General features: G+C 71.5%; 16 protein-coding genes. 9 read left to right on the plus strand and 7 right to left on the minus strand.

Annotated elements, in window-relative coordinates; genetic code table 11:
• Positions 1–77: 77 nt before the first annotated feature.
• Positions 78–2,057 (plus strand): acetate--CoA ligase, encoded by a 1,980-nt coding sequence (acs, locus tag ACFQRJ_RS11345; protein ID WP_377019202.1) that lies wholly within the window; start codon positions 78–80, stop codon positions 2,055–2,057.
• Between the two features lie 86 nt (positions 2,058–2,143).
• Here the strand turns inward: acs and ACFQRJ_RS11350 are convergent, their stop codons facing one another.
• The 3 genes from ACFQRJ_RS11350 to ACFQRJ_RS11360 are packed head-to-tail and all read right to left on the minus strand — an operon-like array spanning position 2,144 to position 5,099.
• Positions 2,144–3,130 carry a hypothetical protein gene (locus ACFQRJ_RS11350; protein WP_377019203.1) on the minus strand — a complete coding sequence of 329 codons (987 nt, stop codon included), beginning with the start codon at positions 3,128–3,130 and terminating at the stop codon, positions 2,144–2,146.
• Complete coding sequence (locus ACFQRJ_RS11355; protein WP_377019204.1) at positions 3,130–3,783, minus strand: response regulator; 654 nt, start codon at positions 3,781–3,783, stop codon at positions 3,130–3,132. The genes ACFQRJ_RS11350 and ACFQRJ_RS11355 overlap by 1 nt, the downstream gene beginning before the upstream one ends.
• Positions 3,780–5,099 carry a sensor histidine kinase gene (locus ACFQRJ_RS11360; protein ID WP_377019205.1) on the minus strand — a complete coding sequence of 440 codons (1,320 nt, stop codon included), beginning with the start codon at positions 5,097–5,099 and terminating at the stop codon, positions 3,780–3,782. The genes ACFQRJ_RS11355 and ACFQRJ_RS11360 overlap by 4 nt, the downstream gene beginning before the upstream one ends.
• A 150-nt stretch (positions 5,100–5,249) precedes the next feature.
• On the opposite strand from ACFQRJ_RS11360, the gene ACFQRJ_RS11365 reads away from it, so the two are divergent.
• From ACFQRJ_RS11365 to rlmB, 4 genes are all read left to right on the plus strand, one after another.
• Positions 5,250–6,440: a LacI family DNA-binding transcriptional regulator gene (locus tag ACFQRJ_RS11365; protein WP_377019206.1), complete on the plus strand. Its 1,191-nt coding sequence runs from the start codon at positions 5,250–5,252 to the stop codon at positions 6,438–6,440.
• 63 nt (positions 6,441–6,503) lie between these two features.
• Entirely contained in the window at positions 6,504–6,986 is a 483-nt protein-coding gene (locus ACFQRJ_RS11370) for a phage holin family protein (protein ID WP_377019207.1), read from the plus strand.
• A gap of 128 nt (positions 6,987–7,114) precedes the next feature.
• Entirely contained in the window at positions 7,115–8,554 is a 1,440-nt protein-coding gene (gene cysS / locus ACFQRJ_RS11375; protein WP_377019208.1) for a cysteine--tRNA ligase, read from the plus strand.
• Between the two features lie 10 nt (positions 8,555–8,564).
• The gene (gene rlmB / locus ACFQRJ_RS11380; protein WP_377019209.1) at positions 8,565–9,539 is read left to right on the plus strand and encodes a 23S rRNA (guanosine(2251)-2'-O)-methyltransferase RlmB; all 975 of its coding nucleotides are present in this window, start codon (positions 8,565–8,567) and stop codon (positions 9,537–9,539) included.
• A gap of 10 nt (positions 9,540–9,549) precedes the next feature.
• Here rlmB and ACFQRJ_RS11385 read toward each other — a convergent pair whose 3' ends face one another.
• The 3 genes from ACFQRJ_RS11385 to ACFQRJ_RS11395 form a co-directional block, all read right to left on the minus strand.
• Positions 9,550–10,266, minus strand: a complete 717-nt coding sequence (locus ACFQRJ_RS11385) for a YitT family protein (protein WP_377019210.1) — start codon at positions 10,264–10,266, stop codon at positions 9,550–9,552.
• Positions 10,267–10,282: 16 nt separating this feature from the next.
• Positions 10,283–11,524: a DUF4032 domain-containing protein gene (locus ACFQRJ_RS11390; RefSeq protein ID WP_377019211.1), complete on the minus strand. Its 1,242-nt coding sequence runs from the start codon at positions 11,522–11,524 to the stop codon at positions 10,283–10,285.
• Positions 11,525–11,742: 218 nt separating this feature from the next.
• Positions 11,743–12,828 carry an ABC transporter ATP-binding protein gene (locus ACFQRJ_RS11395; RefSeq protein WP_377019212.1) on the minus strand — a complete coding sequence of 362 codons (1,086 nt, stop codon included), beginning with the start codon at positions 12,826–12,828 and terminating at the stop codon, positions 11,743–11,745.
• A gap of 277 nt (positions 12,829–13,105) precedes the next feature.
• Here ACFQRJ_RS11395 and ACFQRJ_RS11400 point away from each other — a divergent pair, with 277 nt between their 5' ends.
• A complete protein-coding gene (locus ACFQRJ_RS11400) occupies positions 13,106–13,852 on the plus strand; it encodes a peptide deformylase (RefSeq protein WP_377019213.1) in 747 nt (248 codons plus the stop codon).
• A gap of 155 nt (positions 13,853–14,007) precedes the next feature.
• Positions 14,008–14,745: a hypothetical protein gene (locus ACFQRJ_RS11405; RefSeq protein ID WP_377019214.1), complete on the plus strand. Its 738-nt coding sequence runs from the start codon at positions 14,008–14,010 to the stop codon at positions 14,743–14,745.
• 54 nt (positions 14,746–14,799) lie between these two features.
• Here ACFQRJ_RS11405 and ACFQRJ_RS11410 read toward each other — a convergent pair whose 3' ends face one another.
• Positions 14,800–15,312, minus strand: coding sequence for an inorganic diphosphatase (locus ACFQRJ_RS11410; RefSeq protein ID WP_377019215.1), 513 nt, complete (start codon positions 15,310–15,312; stop codon positions 14,800–14,802).
• A gap of 67 nt (positions 15,313–15,379) precedes the next feature.
• Between ACFQRJ_RS11410 and ACFQRJ_RS11415 the strand changes: the two genes are divergently transcribed.
• A complete protein-coding gene (locus ACFQRJ_RS11415; protein ID WP_377019216.1) occupies positions 15,380–16,789 on the plus strand; it encodes a D-alanyl-D-alanine carboxypeptidase/D-alanyl-D-alanine-endopeptidase in 1,410 nt (469 codons plus the stop codon).
• A complete protein-coding gene (tilS, locus tag ACFQRJ_RS11420) occupies positions 16,789–17,883 on the plus strand; it encodes a tRNA lysidine(34) synthetase TilS (RefSeq protein ID WP_377019217.1) in 1,095 nt (364 codons plus the stop codon). Before ACFQRJ_RS11415 ends, tilS begins: the two co-directional genes overlap by 1 nt.
• Positions 17,884–17,908 lie beyond the last annotated feature (25 nt).

Consider the following 17,908-nt stretch of genomic DNA (forward strand, 5'->3'; position numbering starts at 1 on the left):
CGTGACGTGGGTCTCCTGCGATACGGTGGGGGCGTCCATTCCGCCCCGGAACCGGGGCCCGTGTAGCAGGAGCGCTGATGTCTGACGACGCCGTCACCGGGATCGAGAATCTCTCGCAGGAGACCCGCACGTTCTCCCCGTCCTCCGAGTTCGTCCAGAACGCCGTGGCCCGTCCCTCGCTCTACCAGGAGGCCGAGCGCGACCGGCTCGCCTTCTGGCGCACCCGGGCCGGCCTGCTGAGCTGGAAGACGCCCTTCACCGAGACCCTCGACTGGTCCAACCCCCCGTTCGCCCGGTGGTTCGCCGACGGCACCCTGAACGCCGCCTACAACTGCGTGGACCGCCACGTCGAGTCCGGCCACGGCGATCAGGCCGCGATCCTGGCCGAGTACGAGGACGGATCGGACGCCACCTTCACCTACGCCCAGGTCAAGGACGAGATCTCCCGGATGGCGAACGTCCTGACCGATCTCGGTGTCAAGACCGGCGACCGCGTCGCCATCTACCTCCCGATGGTCCCGGAGGCGGCGTTCGCCATGCTCGCCTGCGCCCGCATCGGGGCCCCGCACTCGGTCGTGTTCGGCGGCTTCAGCGCCGACGCCCTGCGCTCGCGCATCGAGGACGCCGAGGCACGGGTCGTCATCACCGCCGACGGGCAGAACCGTCGCGGCAAGCAGCTGCCCCTGAAGCCCGCCGTGGACGAGGCGCTCGCCGGTGGCGCCGAGTCCGTCGAGAAGGTCCTGGTGGTCCGCCGCACCGGCGGCGACGTCGAGTGGACCGAGGGGCGCGACGTGTGGTGGCACGAGGCGCGGGAGAACGCCTCCACCGAGCACGAGCCCGTGTGGGTCGAGGCCGAGCACCCGCTGTTCATCCTCTACACCTCCGGCACCACCGGGAAGCCCAAGGGCATCGTCCACAGCACCGGCGGCTACCTCACCCAGGCCGCCTACACCCACCGCAACGTCTTCGACCTCAAGCCGTCCTCGGACGTCTACTGGTGCACGGCCGACGTCGGCTGGGTCACCGGGCACACCTACGTGGTCTACGGCCCGATGGCCAACCGCGCCACCCAGGTGATCTACGAGGGCACCCCCGACACCCCGCACCAGGGCCGTTGGTGGGAGATCGTCGAGAAGCACAAGGTCTCCCTGTTCTATTCCTCGCCCACCGCGATCCGCACCGCCATGAAGTGGGGCGAGGAGATCCCCGGCAGGTTCGACCTCTCCTCGCTGCGCGTGCTCGGCAGCGTCGGCGAGGCCATCAACCCCGAGGCCTGGATGTGGTACCGCCGCGTCATCGGCGGGGACCGCTGCCCGATCGTGGACACCTGGTGGCAGACGGAGACCGGCGGCATCATGATCTCCCCGCTGCCGGGCATCACGGCCACCAAGCCGGGATCCGCGCAGACCCCGCTGCCCGGCATCAGCGCCGACGTGGTCAACGACGCCGGCGAGTCCGTCGAGAACGGCAAGGGCGGATATCTGGTCCTGGATCAGCCGTGGCCGGGGATGCTCCGCGGCATCTGGGGCGACCCGGAGCGCTTCAAGGAGACCTACTGGTCCCGCTTCGAGGGGCTCTACTTCGCCGGTGACGGCGCCAAGCGGGACGAGGACGGCGACATCTGGCTGCTGGGCCGCGTGGACGATGTCATGAACATCTCCGGGCACCGTCTGTCCACCATGGAGATCGAGTCCGCGCTGGTCAGCCACGACTGGGTCGCCGAGGCGGCGGTGGTCGGGGCCGACGACGAGACCACCGGACAGGCCGTGGTCGCCTTCGTGATCCTGCGCTCCGGCCATGACGACGCGGTCGCCGAGGAGGGCGGCAAGGATCAGGTCATCGAGACCCTGCGCGCCCACGTGGGCAAGGAGATCGGTCCGATCGCCAAGCCCAAGAAGATCCTCCTGGTCACCGAGCTGCCCAAGACCCGGTCCGGCAAGATCATGCGCCGCCTGCTGCGCGATGTGGCCGAGAACCGCACCGTGGGGGATACCCAGACCCTCGCCGACGCCTCCGTCATGGACCTCATCCAGCAGGGGATGAGCGGCAAGAGCTGATCCCGGGCCTGCGTCGCAGCGTCTCTCGGCGGGTGACGGCGGGGCGCCGTGTACCTCGAAGCGGGTCACGGCGACGTCGCTGTCCCTCACCGCGTCACGGTGACGTCGCCGAGGTCCGAGACGACGGTGAGCGTGCCGACCAGCGGACCGTCGGCGCGGGTCAGGCTCGGGTCCACCCGGGCGTCGCCGGTATCCGCCCGGGCGTCGACGGCCCAGCGCCCGGTGCCGGGAGCCGCGACGTCTGCGGAGCCGACATCGGTGTGGACGTCCACGTCGCTCTCGGCGCCGGAGGGCAGCCGCAGATCGATGTCGCCCACGGAGCTGGAGAGGCCGATCGTCTCGGGGGCGGTGCCCTCCAGCTCGATGTCGATCCCGCCGACGTCGGAGCTGACGTCGAGCCCGCCCGGTGCGCTGACGGGGGAGAGGCGGACCTCTCCGACCTGCGACGAGATGGTCATGGCGGAGTAGTCGCCGTCGGCGCGGATGTCACCCACCGATGAGATGATGTCCACAGCGAGCCGATGCGCCTCGGGCACGATGACGAGCACGTCGCGCACGTCGTGCTTCCACGGCACCGAGCTGAACTGTTCGGGCTGGCGCACGTCGAGGACGGGGGCGTCGGCCGGTCCCTGCTGGTCGATCCGGGCACGGACCAGCGAATCGGCCGGCGGGAGCTCGGTGGCTCCGTTCTCGACCAGCGCCACCGAGACCTGATCGGCATCCGCCGACCGCAGGACGCGGACGTCGGCTATGCGCGAGCTCAGCGAGAGCGAGCTCGGTTCTCCGAGGTGCGTGGTGGCGGGCACGTCGTCGTAGCCGCGAGCGATGGTCCACTGGGTGATCGACATGGCGGCCAGGCCCAGCACCATCAGTGCCACGAATGCCGCGCCGAGCAGTGTGATCAGCAGACGCCACGGACGGTCGTCCTCGGGGGCGGGGGAGAGGCGGCGCGCCGGTTCGACGGACGTGGTCGGCCTGGGTGCGTCGGGGCCGGAGCCGTGCGGTGACCCGCCGGCGAGGCCGGGGCCGGTCGGTGGGGCCTGCGGGGGCTGTGGGGTCTGAGTGCTGGTCATCATCTGTCCTCTGATTCGAGATAGCGCAGAACGGCCATGACCCGGCGGTTCTCCCCGTCGACCGGGGGCAGGTCGAGCTTGGTCAGCAGCGAGGAGATGTGCTTCTCGACGCTGCCGGCGGAGACGAACAGGGTGTCGGCGATCGCCTGGTTCGAGCGTCCCTGCGCCATCAGCGAGAGCACCTCGCGCTCGCGGGGGCTGAGGGCCTCGAGCGTGCGGCGTCGCCGGGAGCGGACGAAGATCTGCTGGACGACCTCGGGGTCCAGCCAGGTGCCGCCGTCCCCGACATCGGAGACGACGGCCAGGAAGTCCTCGACATCGGCGACGCGGTCCTTGAGCACGTAGCCGAGCCCGTGGGGCGAATCGGCGATGAGCTCCGAGGCGTAGCGCTCCTCGACGTACTGCGAGAGCACCAGCAGCGCCACCGCCTGGTCCTGCTGCCGGATCAGGGTCGCAGCGCGCACCCCTTCGTCGGTGAAGGTCGGCGGCATCCGCACGTCGATCACCGCCAGGTCCGGCTTGTGGTGGGAGACGGCGCTGAGCAGCGCCGTGGCATCGCCGACCGCCGCGACCACCTCGTGGCCGGCATCGGTGAGCAGGCGCTCGACCCCTGCGCGCAGCAGAACGGCATCATCGGCGATCACGATCCTCATCGCGGGGCCTCCTCGGTGGTGGTCGGGCCGGTCGCGGCCGGGATCCGGTGTCCGGGACCGACGGGGACGAGGGCCAGCAGCACCGTGCCGCCGCCGGCGGGACTGGTGACCTCGAGCCGGCCGCCGGTGGCACGCACCCGGTCGGTCAGGCCCGCGAGGCCGGTGGAGAGTCCGTCGCGGCGCACCTGGGCCCCGCCGCGGCCGTCGTCCTCGATCCGCACCCGCAGCACGTCCTGGCTGCGGGTGACGGACACGGTGGCATGTGCGGCCTCGGAGTGCTTGGCGATATTGGTCAGTGCTTCGGAGACCACGAAGTAGGCCACGGCCTCGCGCTCACGATCCAGGGCGGGGCCGGCCCCGCGGCCGAGGTCGACCTGCAGGTCGACGGGAACCGGTGAGCGGGCGGCGAGGGCGGACAGGGCGGCGTCCAGGCCCCGGTCCGTCAGCACCGCGGGGTGGATCCCGCGGGCCAGCTGGCGCAGGTCCGTCATGACGGCCTTCGCCTCGGAGTGGGCCTGTCCCACGAGGGCTTCGGCCCGGTCCGGATCGGAACGGACCGTGTTCTTGGCCATGCCCAGCGTCATGGCGAGACCCACCAGGCGCGGCTGGACGCCGTCGTGGAGATCGCGCTCGATGCGCAGCCGCTCCTGGGCGGCGGCATCGACCGCGCCCTGCCGGCGCTCGGCGAGCTCGGCCACCTGCTCGCGCAGATCGTCCTCGGAACCGGACACCAGTGCGCGGGACAGGCCCCGGTCCGCGAGGGCTCCGAGCACGAGGGTCACCGTGGACAGCACGAGGGTCGCCACGCAGATGAGCCCCAGGATCCACCGCGGGAGCCGGACCGAGCCCACCTCGAGCGGGCCGTGGCGCAGCGCGATGTCCCCGGCGGTCCATCCGGTCCACACCAGGAGGAGGAACAGCACGAAGAACGCGCCGGTGACGAGCATCGCCAGATGGTGATGGAGGACCCCGCGCCAGAAGGCCGCGCTGCCCAGCTCGAGCCAGCGGTCGTGGATCCACCCGGACGCCCCCGTGCGCCACGACCGGCGCCGTGCGGGCAGGATCACGGGTATCCGGTGGATCGCCACGGCCCTCCGGCGCTCCAGACGCACGGCGGCCTGCATCAGCAGCAGCCACGGGATCAGCAGCAGCAGGCCGGTGCCCATGGCGGGCAGCGAGCCGAGCCCGGTGAACAGCATCGTCAGGCTGATCCAGAACCAGGTGCAGAAGAGCAGGCCTCCGACGATCACGGAGGCGAGCGCCGCGAGGCTGAGCCGGGAGCGGCCGTCCGGAGGTGTCGTCGAGGTCTCGTCCATGGCACCGACAGTATTCGGGCCCGCGCCGAGTTCCCACAGGGGCGTCCTGCCGTTGTGGCGGGGGATAACCCCCGCCGGCCCCGTCCTCGCGTCTGCCTGTCGCACCGGCCGGTCCCGTCGCCAGGGCCGAGATGCGGTTCAATGGGGGTCATGAGCAGTGACGCGAACGATTCCGCCGATGAGACCGTCCAGCCCGAGAGCGATGCCGGGACACCGCCGCCCGAGGCGGGGGAGACCGGCCAGGTGATCGAGCACATCGACCACACGGCCTCTGAGATGGAGGAGAGCGGACAGTCCCGCGGGACCCTGCGGGACGTCGCGGATTCGCTCGGCGTCTCCAGCGCGGTCGCTCTGCGCGCCCTGCGCGGCTCCGAGGAGATCAAGCCCCAGATGATCCGGCGCGTCCACGAGGCCGCCGAACGGCTCCACTTCCCCCTCGAGGAGCTCAGCGAGGAGACCGACCACCGCGGCGTGGTGGCCGTGCTGGTCAACACGATGCGCAACACGTGGATCTCGGACCTGGTGCGGGCCATCCGCATCGAGCTGACCGCCACCGGACGCTCGGCCGTGGTCGTCCCCACGCGTCGCCGCGTGCCCGAGCACCCGGTCGCTGCGGACACCGACGCCATCGAGTCCCTGGTCGAGCTCGGGGTCGACGGGTTCCTCATGATCTCGGACCTGGCCGACATGGAGAGCGTGCTGAAGGCCACGGGCGATCGCCCCTTCGTCGGCATCGGATGCTCCCGCGAGTTCGTCGGCCAGATCGACACCGTCCGGATCGATGACGAGGTGGGCCAGGGCCTGCTGGTCGACCATCTGGTGGGTCTGGGCCACCGGGAGATCGCCCACGTCGGCGGCGTCGGCCCGGAGGTCGCCCGCGAACGGGCCGAGGCCTTCCGCGTGGCCATGGACCGGCACGGCCTCGGGGACGAGGCCCGCGTCGAGCCCGGAGACTTCACCGAGCAGGTCGGGCAGACGGCCGGGTCGATGCTGCTGCGCGGCAGCCGCGTACCCACGGCCGTCACCTGCGCCAACGACGTGACCGCGGTCGGCGTGCTCTCCGCAGCGCGCGAATACGGCTTCTCCGTGCCCGAGGACCTCGCCGTGGCCGGATACGGCAACACCTCGCTGGCCTCCTCCGGCGTCTCGCAGCTGACCAGCGTCGATCCCAACTCCGACCGGCTCGGCGCACTGGCCGCCCAGTTCCTCGTCGAACGCGTCTCCGGTCACGACGTCGAGCCACGGGACGTCGCCGTCGCCCCGGACGTCGTCGTGCGTCGGTCCACCTCGGCCGGTCCCCGCCCGGAGACCACCAAGCGCAAGCGGGTCTCGGTCGACTGACCTCACCCGCCGGCGCCCCCGCGCCGACTGCGAATCCCCTGACCCCTGCGATAGGCTCCGACCATGATCAACACCACGAACGATCCGAGCACGCCGCCCACCCAGCGGTCCATCGGTGAACTCGTCCAGTCCATCCGGGACGAGCTCCTCGGAGTCGTCCATCACGAGATCGACATCGCCAAGAAAGAGATCACCGCGATCCTGATCAAGGCGGCCATCATCGCCGCCTGCGCCGCGGTGCTGCTGTTCCTGCTGCTCTCCGCCTGGGTGATGCTGCTGTTCTTCGCGGCCACCGGGCTCGAGGCGCTGGGGCTGTCCTACTGGCTCTCCTTCCTGATCATCGCCGTGGTGTTCATCGTGCTCGCCGCCATCGCGGGTCTGATCGCGTTCCTGGTGTACAAGCGGATCAAGGCGCCCGAGACCACCATCGAGACCGCGCAGGGCGCGGTCGGTGCGGTCCAGGGCAAGCGCCGCCACAACGCCGTCTCCTACGACGACACCTTCGAGGAGCTCTACGGCAAGAAGGTCAGCTCCCGCACGGAGTGAGCCCCGGCGGATCCGTCGGATCCCATGGGGTCTCCGGGGCACCGGGTCGAGCGGTCCGACGCGATCGAGGGATCGGCCACGGTGCGGCGGGGCCGCGGGCTCCCGCAGGCGGCATTACCCTGGAGGACGTGACTCTCCACCTGCACGACACCGCCACCCGCACGACCGCGCCGCTGACCCCGGTGCGCGAGGGGACGGTGTCGCTGTACGTCTGCGGCCCCACCACGCAGGGCGCCCCGCATCTGGGCCATCTGCGCACGTTCGTCGCCTTCGACGTGCTGGTGCGCTGGCTCGAGCGCAGCGGGTACGACGTCACCCACATCCGCAACGTCACCGACATCGATGACAAGATCCTGGTGAAGTCCGCCGAGGCGGAGACACCCTGGTGGGCATGGTCGCTGCGCTTCGAGCGCGAGTTCCAGGACACCCTCGAGCGCATCGGCAACCGCCGTCCCACCTATGAGCCGCGCGCCACCGGCCACGTGCCCGAGATGATCGAGCTGATGCAGCGGCTCATCGAGCGCGGCCACGCCTACGCCGACGGCGAGGGATCGGTGTACTTCGATGTCGCCTCCCACGCCGGCTACGGCTCCCTGACCCGTCAGTCCCTCGAGGACATGCAGGACGCGGGGGAGGAGATGGAGCCCGGCAAGCGCGACCCCCGCGACTTCGCCCTGTGGAAGGCGGCGAAGCCGACGGAACCGGCCACCGCCTCCTGGGACACACCTTTCGGCCGCGGCCGCCCCGGCTGGCACCTCGAGTGCTCCGCCATGAGCCGCAAGTACCTCGGCGAGACGTTCGACATCCACGCCGGAGGGCTGGACCTGCGTTTCCCGCACCACGAGAACGAGCAGGCGCAGTCCCACGCCGCCGGCTACGGCTTCGCCCGGCGCTGGATGCATTCCGGGGTGCTGACCGTGGACGGGATGAAGATGGGCAAGAGCCTGGACAACTTCGTCACCGCGGCCCGTGCCCTGGCGGACCACCCCACTCCTGCTGTGCGCCTGGCCCTGGTCAGCGGCCACTACCGCGCGACCGTCGAGTACAACGCCACCGCGATGCAGGAAGCAGAAGTGGTCTGGGACCGCTTCTCCGCGACGGCCCGCCGCGCCGCCGAGCAGCTCGGCCAGGAGGAGCCGGCAGGCGCCGATGCCGATCTCGCTGCCGTCGAGCTGCCCGCCGAGTTCATCGCGGCGATGGACGACGACCTGGCCGTGCCGGAGGCCCTCGCCGTCATCCACCGTGAGCAGGCGGCCCTGAACACGCTTCTGGCCGGCGGAGGTGCGGCGGGAGAGATCGCTGCGGGCCTCGGGCGGCTGCGCGCGATGCTCGATGTGCTGGGCCTGGATCCGCTCTCGGCGCAATGGGCCGGCAGCCATGCCGGCTCGACCGCCGAGCACGAGGCACTGGACGCCTTGATCACCACCCAGCTGGCAGCCCGGGAGGCGGCCCGCGCCGAGAAGGACTGGGCCCGGGCGGACGCCCTGCGGGACGCGCTGAGCGCCGCCGGGATCCGCGTCGAGGACGGCCCCGACGGCGCGCGCTGGACGCTCGAGACCACGGACTGAGGAGACACACATGGCAGGCAACAGCTCGCGCCGCGGCGCGGTGCGCAAGGGCAAGAAGGGCCCGACCGTCGGTTCCGGCGGCGTGCGCCGCCGCGCGCTGGAAGGCAAGGGACCCACCCCGAAGGCCAAGGACCGCCCCGCTCACAAGGCGTTCGCCGGCTCCTCCAAGCCCGCCTCGGGATCCTCGAGCCGGCGCGGCGGTGCAGGAGGCAAGGGCGCGAAGAACCGCCCCGGCAGCGACCAGGTGGTGGGCCGCAATGCCGTGCTGGAGGCGCTGCAGGAGAACGTGCCCGCGACGCAGCTGACCGTGATGGTGCGTCTCGAGACGGATGAGCGGGTGCGCGAGATCATGCGCCTGGCCGCGGCCCAGGGCCTTCCGGTCGCCGAGGCGTCCCGGACCGATCTGGATCGGATGAGTGACAACGCCGTGCACCAGGGCGTCGCCCTGACGATCCCGCCGTACGAGTACGCCGACGTGGAGGAGCTGCTGCAGATCGCCGCCGAGGCGTTCGAACCGCCGCTGCTGGTGGCGCTGGACGGCATCACCGACCCCCGCAACCTCGGCGCGATCCTCCGCTCCGCGGATGCCTTCGGCGTCCACGGCGTGATCCTGCCCGAGCGGCGCAGCGCCTCCATGACCGCGAGCGTGTGGAAGGTGGCCGCCGGCGCCGCCGGGCGCGTGCGCGTCGCCCAGGTCACCAACCTCAACCGCACCCTCTCCTCGCTCAAGGAGCAGGGCGTGTTCGTGCTCGGCCTCGATGCCGGCGGGGACGTCACCACGCGGCAGCTCGAGCTCGGCACGCAGCCGGCGGCGCTGGTCGTCGGGGCCGAGGGCAAGGGGCTCTCCCGTCTCGCCCGGGAGACCAGCGATCAGGTGGTCTCGATCCCCATGGGCGGGGGCACGGAGTCGCTGAACGCGTCGGTCGCCGCAGCGATCGCGCTGTACGAGATCTCCGGAGTCCGGGAGGCACAGGGCCGCGCGTGAGCTGAGACGGTCAGGCAAGGCCGGCCGGCGGCGTCGGGCCGACGGGCTCTCCCGTCTCCGGCGCCGCGGACGGGGACGCCGGTCCCGCGGTGCGTACGGGCATGATCACGCGGGGAAGGACCAGCTGGATGACCGGGCCGAGCCCGATCGCGTAGGCGAGGGTTCCGACGCCCACGGGACCGCCGAGCGCCCAGCCGGCGGCCAGCACGGACGCCTCCAGCGCGATCCGGACGGGGCCGACGGGGCGGCGCAGACGCCGGCCCAGTCCCGTCATCACTCCGTCGCGCGGGCCCGGGCCCAGCTGCGCGCCGATGTAGACGGCGCCGCTGACGCCGTTGATCACCACGCCGGCGACCATCATCAGCACAGCGATGGGCAGGGTGGAGGCCGGGGGCAGGATCGCCATCCCGAGGTCGAGGCTCACGCCCACCCAGATGGAGTTGGCGATGGTGCCGATCCCCGGCTGCTCGCGCAGCGGGATCCATGCCAGCAGCAGCAGGAAGCTCACCGTGATGCTCACCGTGCCGACGCTGAGTCCGGCCCGCTCGGCGAGCGCGGTGTGCAGCACGTCCCATGGCGCCCCGCCGAGTCCCGAGCGCAGCAGCATGGCGAGGGAGAGGCCGAAGCCCGTCAGTCCCAGCATCATCTGGGCGAGGCGGAGCGGAAGTCGGTCCACGCGCAGCTGAGCGCGCAGCGAGAGGTTCGCCAGCGGGGAAGGGCCTGCCATGCTGCTGCTCGGCCTCTCAGCTGTCGAAGATCGGCAGGGCCGAGGTCTCGGTCGTCACCAGCGACTTCTCATCGGGACGGTGGATGAGCACGGTGAGGATGTAGTCCCGCACGGTCTCGTCGAGACTGACGTCCGTGCCGGCCTTCTCCGACAGGAACCACTTGTGCTCGAGCACCTCGTGGAAGAACTCCGGGGGCTCGAGCTTGGAGCGCATGGAACGCGGGATCGCGCGGACGACGGGCTCGTACTGCTGCTGCAGCCACTCGTGCGCGACGAACTCCTCCTCCTCGGCCTGCTGCTCGGTGGCCGCCCGGTACTGGTCCAGGTCGTTGAGCAGGCGCCGGGCCTGGTTCTCCTGGGCGTCGATGCCGGTCAGTCGCATCAGCCGGCGCGAGTGGTGGCCGGCGTCGACGACCTTCGGCTGGATCGACAGGGTGGTCCCGTCCAGGTCCGTGGTGATCTCGAGCTCTCCCACGTCGAAACCCAGCTGGTTGAGCTTCTCGATGCGGGCCGAGACGCGCCAGCGTTCGTCGGCCGAGAACCGTTCCCGGGCCGTCAGCGCCGACCACAGGCTGTCGTATCGCCGCAGGAGCTCATCGCCGATGGCGATCGGATCGGCCTCGGCATCGAACATCTCGCCCGCCTGGAGGTCCATCAGCTCGCCGATGATGTTGGTGCGTGCCAGATCGAGGTCGTAGCTGCGCTGCCCGTCGGAGAGGGTCTCGTGGAGCGACCCCGTCTCGACGTCGACGATGTAGGCGGCGAAGGCCCCTGCATCGCGGCGGAACAGCGTGTTGGACAAGGAGACGTCGCCCCAGTAGAAGCCCTCCAGATGCAGGCGCACCAGCAGCACGGCGAGCGCGTCGAGCAGCCGATCGGTGGTGTCCTCGCGCGAGACCTGGCTGAACACCGCGCGGTAGGGCAGGGAGAACTGGAGGTGGCGGGTGATCAGCACCGCGTCCAGCGGCTCCCCGGTGGGCGTGGTGCGCCCCGAGATCACGGCGAAGGGGACGACGGAGGGCACTCCGATGCGGCCCAGGACGCGCAGCATGTCGTACTCGCGGGAGGCGAGGTCGTGGGTGATCTCCTTGAGCGCGAGGACCCGCCCGGAGACCCGGACGAATCGCACGACATGCCGGGAGAGACCGCGGGGGAGAGCGGCGAGGATGTCCTCGGGCCAGTCCTCCAGCGGCTGCTCCCACGGCAGGTCCAGCAGGGCCGGATCTGCGCGCGATGCGGTGATCTCCAGAGGTGCCATGGCTCCATTCTCTCCCGATCGCGGACCGTCTGCCCAGCCGGGCGCACTTCGTCACACCTCGCGCGCACCGTGCCGGCGAACTGTCTGTGCAGGTCGCCCCCGGCCGGAAGGGAATCGTACCGATCCGGGCACGGCGAGCGCCGCCCGGCCGATAGGACGGCGACGGGCGCCCGGCAGATGCCGGACGCCCGTCGCGCGATGTGCCGTGCTGGCGAGGATCAGTCGCCCAGTCGCTGACCGTTCGACACGTCGAAGAGGTGCAGGTGATCGGGCTTGGGACGGAAGAAGATCGTCTCGCCCTTGGCCGGGGGGCGGCGCCCGTCGACGCGTGCGATGAACGGCTTCGAGGTGTCCTCGCTGCCGGCGCGGCGCCCGTAGATGAAGGCGTCGGCGCCGAGCTCCTCGACCACGTCGACCTCGATGGCGATGCCCTCGTCCGTCGGGACCAGCTCGACGTCCTCGGGACGGACGCCGACGGTGACCGACTTCTCGTCGGTGTCCGAGAGCGTCTGGCGATCCACCGGCAGCACCGTGCCGCCGAACTGGACACCCTGGTCGGTGAGCGGGACGTCCATCAGGTTCATGGCCGGGGAGCCGATGAAGCCCGCGACGAACACGTTGTTGGGGTGGTCGTACATGCGGCGCGGGGAGTCGACCTGCTGGAGCACGCCGCGGTCGAGCACGGCCACGCGGTCACCCATCGTCATGGCCTCGATCTGGTCGTGGGTCACGTAGACGGTGGTGACGCCCAGGCGGCGCTGCAGCGAGGCGATCTGCGTACGGGTGGAGACGCGCAGCTTGGCGTCGAGGTTCGACAGCGGCTCGTCCATGAGGAACACCTGCGGCTGACGGACGATCGCGCGGCCCATGGCCACACGCTGACGCTGACCACCGGAGAGCGCCTTCGGCTTGCGATCGAGGTACTCGGAGAGGTCCAGGAGCTGGGCCGCCTCCTCCACACGCTGGCGGATCTCGGCCTTGGGCTTGCCGGCGATCTTCAGGGCGAAGCCCATGTTGTCGGCGACCGACATGTGCGGGTACAGCGCGTAGTTCTGGAACACCATCGCGATGTCGCGGTCCTTCGGCGGCACGTCGGTGACGTCGCGATCACCGATCAGGATGCGGCCGGCGTCGATCTCCTCGAGCCCGGCGAGCATGCGCAGCGACGTCGACTTGCCGCAGCCCGAGGGGCCGACGAGGACGAGGAATTCGCCGTCGCCGATCTGGATATCGAGGTTGTCGACGGCTGCGCGCTCCTGCCCGGGGTAGATGCGCGACGCATTGTCGAATGTGACAGTTGCCATGGTGTATCCCTTCACCGGCAGGTACGTGCCGGACGGTCCGTTGTGAAGTGTTGTCACCGGTCCTGGTCGCTCTCGCGAGAGGTGCTCCCTTGCACCGGCTCCGAGAGTGTATCCCACGTCTCATCCTCGTGGTGCATCGAGCTGTGCGGTGTGTCTCCCGCGGTGTCTCCTGCGCGCGGCGAGGCGGTGATGAGCAGTGGCGGCCGGGGCTGGGCGGAGATCGGCGGGGATGGGCGGGGATGGGAGGGGCCGGTTGTGGTCAGGCGATACTGGATGCGTGGATATCACTGAGCTGAGCCGGAAGATCCTGGAGCGTCGCCCCTCGGAGGAGGACCCGCTGCGGATCGTGCAGTCCGGCCACCCCGCCCTGCGCCGGCGCGCCGTCGCCGCCGGCGACCGGATCCCCGCCGGGCTGCTGCTGGAGCTCGCGGAGGCCATGACGATCACGATGCGCCGCGCCCCGGGCGTCGGGCTGGCCGCCCCGCAGATCGGACTGCCTCTGGCGCTCGTCGTGGTCGAGGACCGGTACGCCGGGGCCGGAGCGGGAACGGCCGCCGACGTGGACGCAGGAGCGGACGCGGAGGACGCAGCCCCCGGCGAGGCGTCCGCCGGGGAGGATCCCCTCGAACGACGTCCGTTCCCGCTGCGCGCGCTGCTGGACCCCCAGGTGGAGCTGCTGGGCACCCAGCGCGTCTACGCCTGGGAGGGATGCCTCTCGGTGGACGGTTGGCAGTCGATCGTCCCCCGGGCGCGGCGGGTCCGACTACGAGCCACCGAGCTGCTGCCCGGAGGAGATCTGCGTGAGATCGACGAGGAGCACGGGGGCTGGCCCGCCCGGATCCTGCAGCACGAGACCGACCATCTGGCCGGGATTCTGTGCCACGACAAGATGGTCCCGCGCTCGTTCATCTCGGCCCGCTACACCGCCCACTACACCGACATGCCCGACGCTGTCCGTCGGCTCGGGCTGAGCGGGGAGATCACTCAGCTCGGCGAGGGCGAGGTCATCGCGGACCGGGCCTGACGACCCGGGCCCGGCCTGATCGCCGAGTCGTCGAGGCGCTGCGGCGCGGCGCACTCGGAGCCCGGGTCGCCTCGGAGCCCGCGCGGGGTGTGGGCGCCGTCCGGCTGAGGACGGTAGCTTATTGCTGTCCAGGACCCCCAGGAACGGAGCCGATGATGCCCGGCAGCGACCCGACCACCCCGAATCCCGAGCAGGACGACAGCGGTGAGTTCGTCGAGCAGCTCGACGAGCGCTGGCTCTCGCTGATCGATGCCGCCCTGAAGGTCCAGTCGCCGTTCGCCCACAGCTACGTCGAGCGTCTGCGCGCCAAGCACCCCGAGGCGACGCGCCGCCAGCTGATGGAGATGGTCACCCGGCGCTTCACCGGGCTGACGACGGCCACCGGTGCCGGCATCGGCGGCATCGCGGCGCTGCCCGGCCTCGGGACCGCCGCCGCCGTCGGGCTGACCGTCGGCGAGGGGGTCTCCTTCGCGGAGAGCTGCGCGTTCCTGACCCTGGCCGCCGCCGACATCTACGACGTGGACATGTCCGACAAGCACACCCGCCGCCTGGTGCTGATGGGCGTGCTCAGCGGCGAGCGGGGCACGGAGATCATCGCGAAGGCCATGGGCAAGCAGGGCCTGCAGTGGAATGCGGTCCTCGGCGGGGGCGGCGGGTTCCTGCCGGGCCTGATCAGCCGCCAGCTCTCCCGCTACGTGCGCCGGCGCGTGATGGCCCGGGCCGGCGGCCTGTGGCTGGGTCGTCTGCTCCCGTTCGGCGTCGGCGCGATCATCGGCGGCTTCGGGGCCAACGCGGTCTCCCGCTCCGTCGTCGAGGCGATGCTCGAGATCTTCTCCCAGGCACCCACCATCGATGGCGAGCTCGCCGGCGACCGGCCCGAGCTCGACCGCTGAGCGGAGCCCCCGCTCGGCGGGGTGCCTCCGGCGGGGCCGCGGCCCCGCGCGGGCTCAGACCTCGCGGGTGAACTCGTTGGCGTGCTCGGTGCCGGCGGCCCGCTGGTAGGACTGGCGGATCTCCGCCTCGGCGTCGCTGCGCCCCTCCCAGTGGGCGCCCTCGACGCTCTTGCCGGGCTCGAGGTCCTTGTAGACCTCGAAGAAGTGCTGGATCTCCAGCCGGTGGAACTCCGAGACGTCGGTCAGCTCCTGGCGCCGCACCTGACGGCGGTCGCCGACGGGCACCGCGATGATCTTGTCATCGCCGCCGGCCTCGTCGCGCATGCGGAACATGCCCAGCGCGCGGCAGCGGATCAGGCACCCGGGAAAGGTCGGCTCCTCGAGCAGGACCAGACAGTCCAGCGGGTCGCCGTCCTCACCGAGGGTTCCCTCGATGAAGCCGTAATCGTCGGGATACCGGGTGGCGGTGAACAGCATCCGATCCAGACGGATACGCCCATTGTGGTGGTCCACTTCGTACTTGTTCCGGTTCCCGCGAGGGATCTCGATGGTCACGTCGAATTCCACGACAGCCGCTCCGTTGCTCCGGCCCTGGGGGCACTGGTTCTGACCTGGACACCATATCGTGGTGACCATGGTGGCGAGAGTATCGGAGCGAGTCTGGCGCGCGACGGCGATGGTGCTGTGCGCCGCCGTCCCCGGGAGCTTCTACCTTCTCGGTGATCTGACCGACGCCTTCCCGGGCGTGCTGACCCTCGAGACGTCGCAGGAGGGCCCCGGGACCGGGCCTGCCGCGCAGGCGGAGGACTGGGAGCGCGTCTCCGCGGACGCGCCGAGCCCTGCCGTCGCCCCCTCTCCCGACCCGGAAGCGGCGGCCGACCTGGAACAGCGCATGTCCGCCCATGCCGAGGACCCCGTCGTGGCAGGCGGGCTGGCCTTCAGCGTGACCGACGCGGAGACCGGCGAGACCATCGCCGCGCGCGACGCCGACACGGCCCGGATCCCCGCGTCCACCCTGAAGCTCCTCACCGCGGCCGCGGTGCTGCGCGTGTATGACGGCGACGAGGTGCTGACCACTCGGGCGGTCGTGACCGAGGGGACGATCACCCTCCAGGGCGGCGGTGACATGACTCTCACGGACGCGGACCTGCGCGACCTGGCCGGTCAGGCCGCGGCGCTCGCCCGCGAGCAGGGCACCGAGCAGGTCACCGTGAACCTCGACGACAACTACCTCACCGGCGGTCGGAACCCGGCCTGGGGAAACAACGGCCCCTCCGGCGGCTGGGTGACGCCGACGGCCACCCTCGCCCTGGACGAGGGGTGGCTCGACGGGGAGCAGTACGGTCCCAAGTCCACCGACCCGGCGGGCGACGCCGCGCTGCGGTTCTCGGAGCTGTTGGGCGAGGAGGGCATCGAGGTGGACGGCGAGATCACCGCGGCCGACGCTCCCGCGGACGCCCCGTCGGTCGAGGTCCACTCCGAGCCGTTGTCGCAGATCGTCCGTCACACGCTGCAGATCTCCGACAACACCACTGCTGAGCTGCTGGCCCACCTGGTCGCGGACGCGCGCGGCGAGGAGACCACCCCCGAGGGCGCCGCCGCCGCCGTGGAGGCGGAGATCCGTGATCTCGCCGCCGAGCTCGGCGTGCCCGACGAGGACCTGGATGCGCTGGACATCCGCGACGGATCGGGGCTCTCGCGGCAGAACCGGGTCCCGCCCGCCCTGCTCGCGGCGGTGCTCGGCGAGACCGCCTCCGGGGACGTCCCGACCCTGGAGCAGCTGCTGTTCGACGTGCCGATCGCCGGGCTCAGCGGCACCCTCGCCGACCGGTTCGACGCGGACTCGGCACGCGACGCCGACGGCCTCGTGCGCGGCAAGACCGGCTATCTCGGGGGAGCGGCGACGCTCGCCGGCGTGGTCGCGCTGCCGGACGGGCGCGCCGCCGGCTACTCCATCGTCGTGCACGGCTTCGACGGCGCCGATGCCGCTGCGGCCCGGGCGGCGGTCGACGACATCGCCGCCGAGATGGTTCGGGCCGACTGATGCCGGGACCCCCGCCCGTCGTCGCCCGCGCCCGCACCGCCGTGCGGGCGGCCCTGACCTCCCGGCTCGAGCAGCTCGCCGACGACACCGCGGCCGGCCGCCTCTCTCCTCGTCTGGTGGTGGGCCTCAGCGGCGGAGCCGACTCCCTCGCGCTGCTGGCCACCACGGTGTGGGTGGGCTCGCGGATGGGTCTGGAGACGGAGGCGGCGATCGTCGACCACGGCCTCCAGGCGGAATCCGGCCGCGTCGCCGAGCGCGCCCGCACCCAGGCCGAGCGACTCGGCGCCACCGCCCACGTGCTCCAGGCCCAGGTGCCCACCGACGCTGCCGGAGGTCTCGAGAACGCCGCACGGGACGCTCGCCGCGCCGCCCTGGAGACCCTCCTCGAGGATCGCGGAGGTCTCGCGCTCCTGCTCGGACACACGCTCGACGACCAGGCGGAGCAGGTGCTGATGGCCCTGGCGCGCGGCGCCGGTCCGAGAGCGCTGGCCGGCATCCCGCGCTCCCGCGACGGCCTGCTGCGGCCTTTCCTCGGCACCGGCCGCGACGAGACCACCGCGCTGCGCCGCGCGGACACCGAGGAGATCTGCCGTCTCCACGATCTCCAGTGGTGGCAGGACCCGATGAATGCGGACGAGTCGATGCTGCGCGCACGGGTCCGCCATCGGGCGCTGCCCCTGCTGCGGGAGATCCTCGGCGAGCAGATCGACGAGAACCTCGCCCGCAGCGCCGACCTCGTGCGCCCCGACGCCGACCATCTCGACGCCGAGGCCGCGGAACTGCTCGACTCGCTGCGCCGGGACGGCTCCCCGGCCCGCGAGGAGGGTGACCTGCTCCTGCTCGACGTCCACGCCCTGGCTGCGACCGCGGCCCCGCTGCGGACCCGCGTCCTGCGCGATGGGTCACTTTCCGCCCAGAGCGCAGCGCGCCCGCCCGGAGCTCCCGGGCCGACGAAGTCCCTGCTGCGGCGCCAGGTGCTCGCCATCGACGCCCTGGTGGTCTCATGGCACGGTCAGGCGGCTGTACCCGTACCGGGTAGGATCGAAGTCGCTCGTCGCGACGGCCTGCTGGTGTGGCGCCGTTCGGATCCGTGAGCCCCGACGGGCGACCTACCACATC

It is taken from the genome of Brachybacterium sp. GCM10030252 (assembly GCF_042666535.1).
In the GTDB taxonomy this organism is placed as follows: domain Bacteria; phylum Actinomycetota; class Actinomycetes; order Actinomycetales; family Dermabacteraceae; genus Brachybacterium.

Bases quoted from the DNA above. Each gene is read 5' to 3' on its own strand.
- acs (WP_377019202.1), top strand. From the start codon at position 78: ATGTCTGACGACGCCGTCACCGGGATCGAGAATCTCTCGCAGGAGACC.
- ACFQRJ_RS11350 (WP_377019203.1), bottom strand. From the start codon at position 3,130: ATGACCAGCACTCAGACCCCACAGCCCCCGCAGGCCCCACCGACCGGC.
- ACFQRJ_RS11355 (WP_377019204.1), bottom strand. From the start codon at position 3,783: ATGAGGATCGTGATCGCCGATGATGCCGTTCTGCTGCGCGCAGGGGTC.
- ACFQRJ_RS11360 (WP_377019205.1), bottom strand. From the start codon at position 5,099: ATGGACGAGACCTCGACGACACCTCCGGACGGCCGCTCCCGGCTCAGC.
- ACFQRJ_RS11365 (WP_377019206.1), top strand. From the start codon at position 5,250: ATGAGCAGTGACGCGAACGATTCCGCCGATGAGACCGTCCAGCCCGAG.
- ACFQRJ_RS11370 (WP_377019207.1), top strand. From the start codon at position 6,504: ATGATCAACACCACGAACGATCCGAGCACGCCGCCCACCCAGCGGTCC.
- rlmB (WP_377019209.1), top strand. From the start codon at position 8,565: ATGGCAGGCAACAGCTCGCGCCGCGGCGCGGTGCGCAAGGGCAAGAAG.
- ACFQRJ_RS11385 (WP_377019210.1), bottom strand. From the start codon at position 10,266: ATGGCAGGCCCTTCCCCGCTGGCGAACCTCTCGCTGCGCGCTCAGCTG.
- ACFQRJ_RS11390 (WP_377019211.1), bottom strand. From the start codon at position 11,524: ATGGCACCTCTGGAGATCACCGCATCGCGCGCAGATCCGGCCCTGCTG.
- ACFQRJ_RS11395 (WP_377019212.1), bottom strand. From the start codon at position 12,828: ATGGCAACTGTCACATTCGACAATGCGTCGCGCATCTACCCCGGGCAG.
- ACFQRJ_RS11405 (WP_377019214.1), top strand. From the start codon at position 14,008: ATGCCCGGCAGCGACCCGACCACCCCGAATCCCGAGCAGGACGACAGC.
- ACFQRJ_RS11415 (WP_377019216.1), top strand. From the start codon at position 15,380: ATGGTGGCGAGAGTATCGGAGCGAGTCTGGCGCGCGACGGCGATGGTG.
- tilS (WP_377019217.1), top strand. From the start codon at position 16,789: ATGCCGGGACCCCCGCCCGTCGTCGCCCGCGCCCGCACCGCCGTGCGG.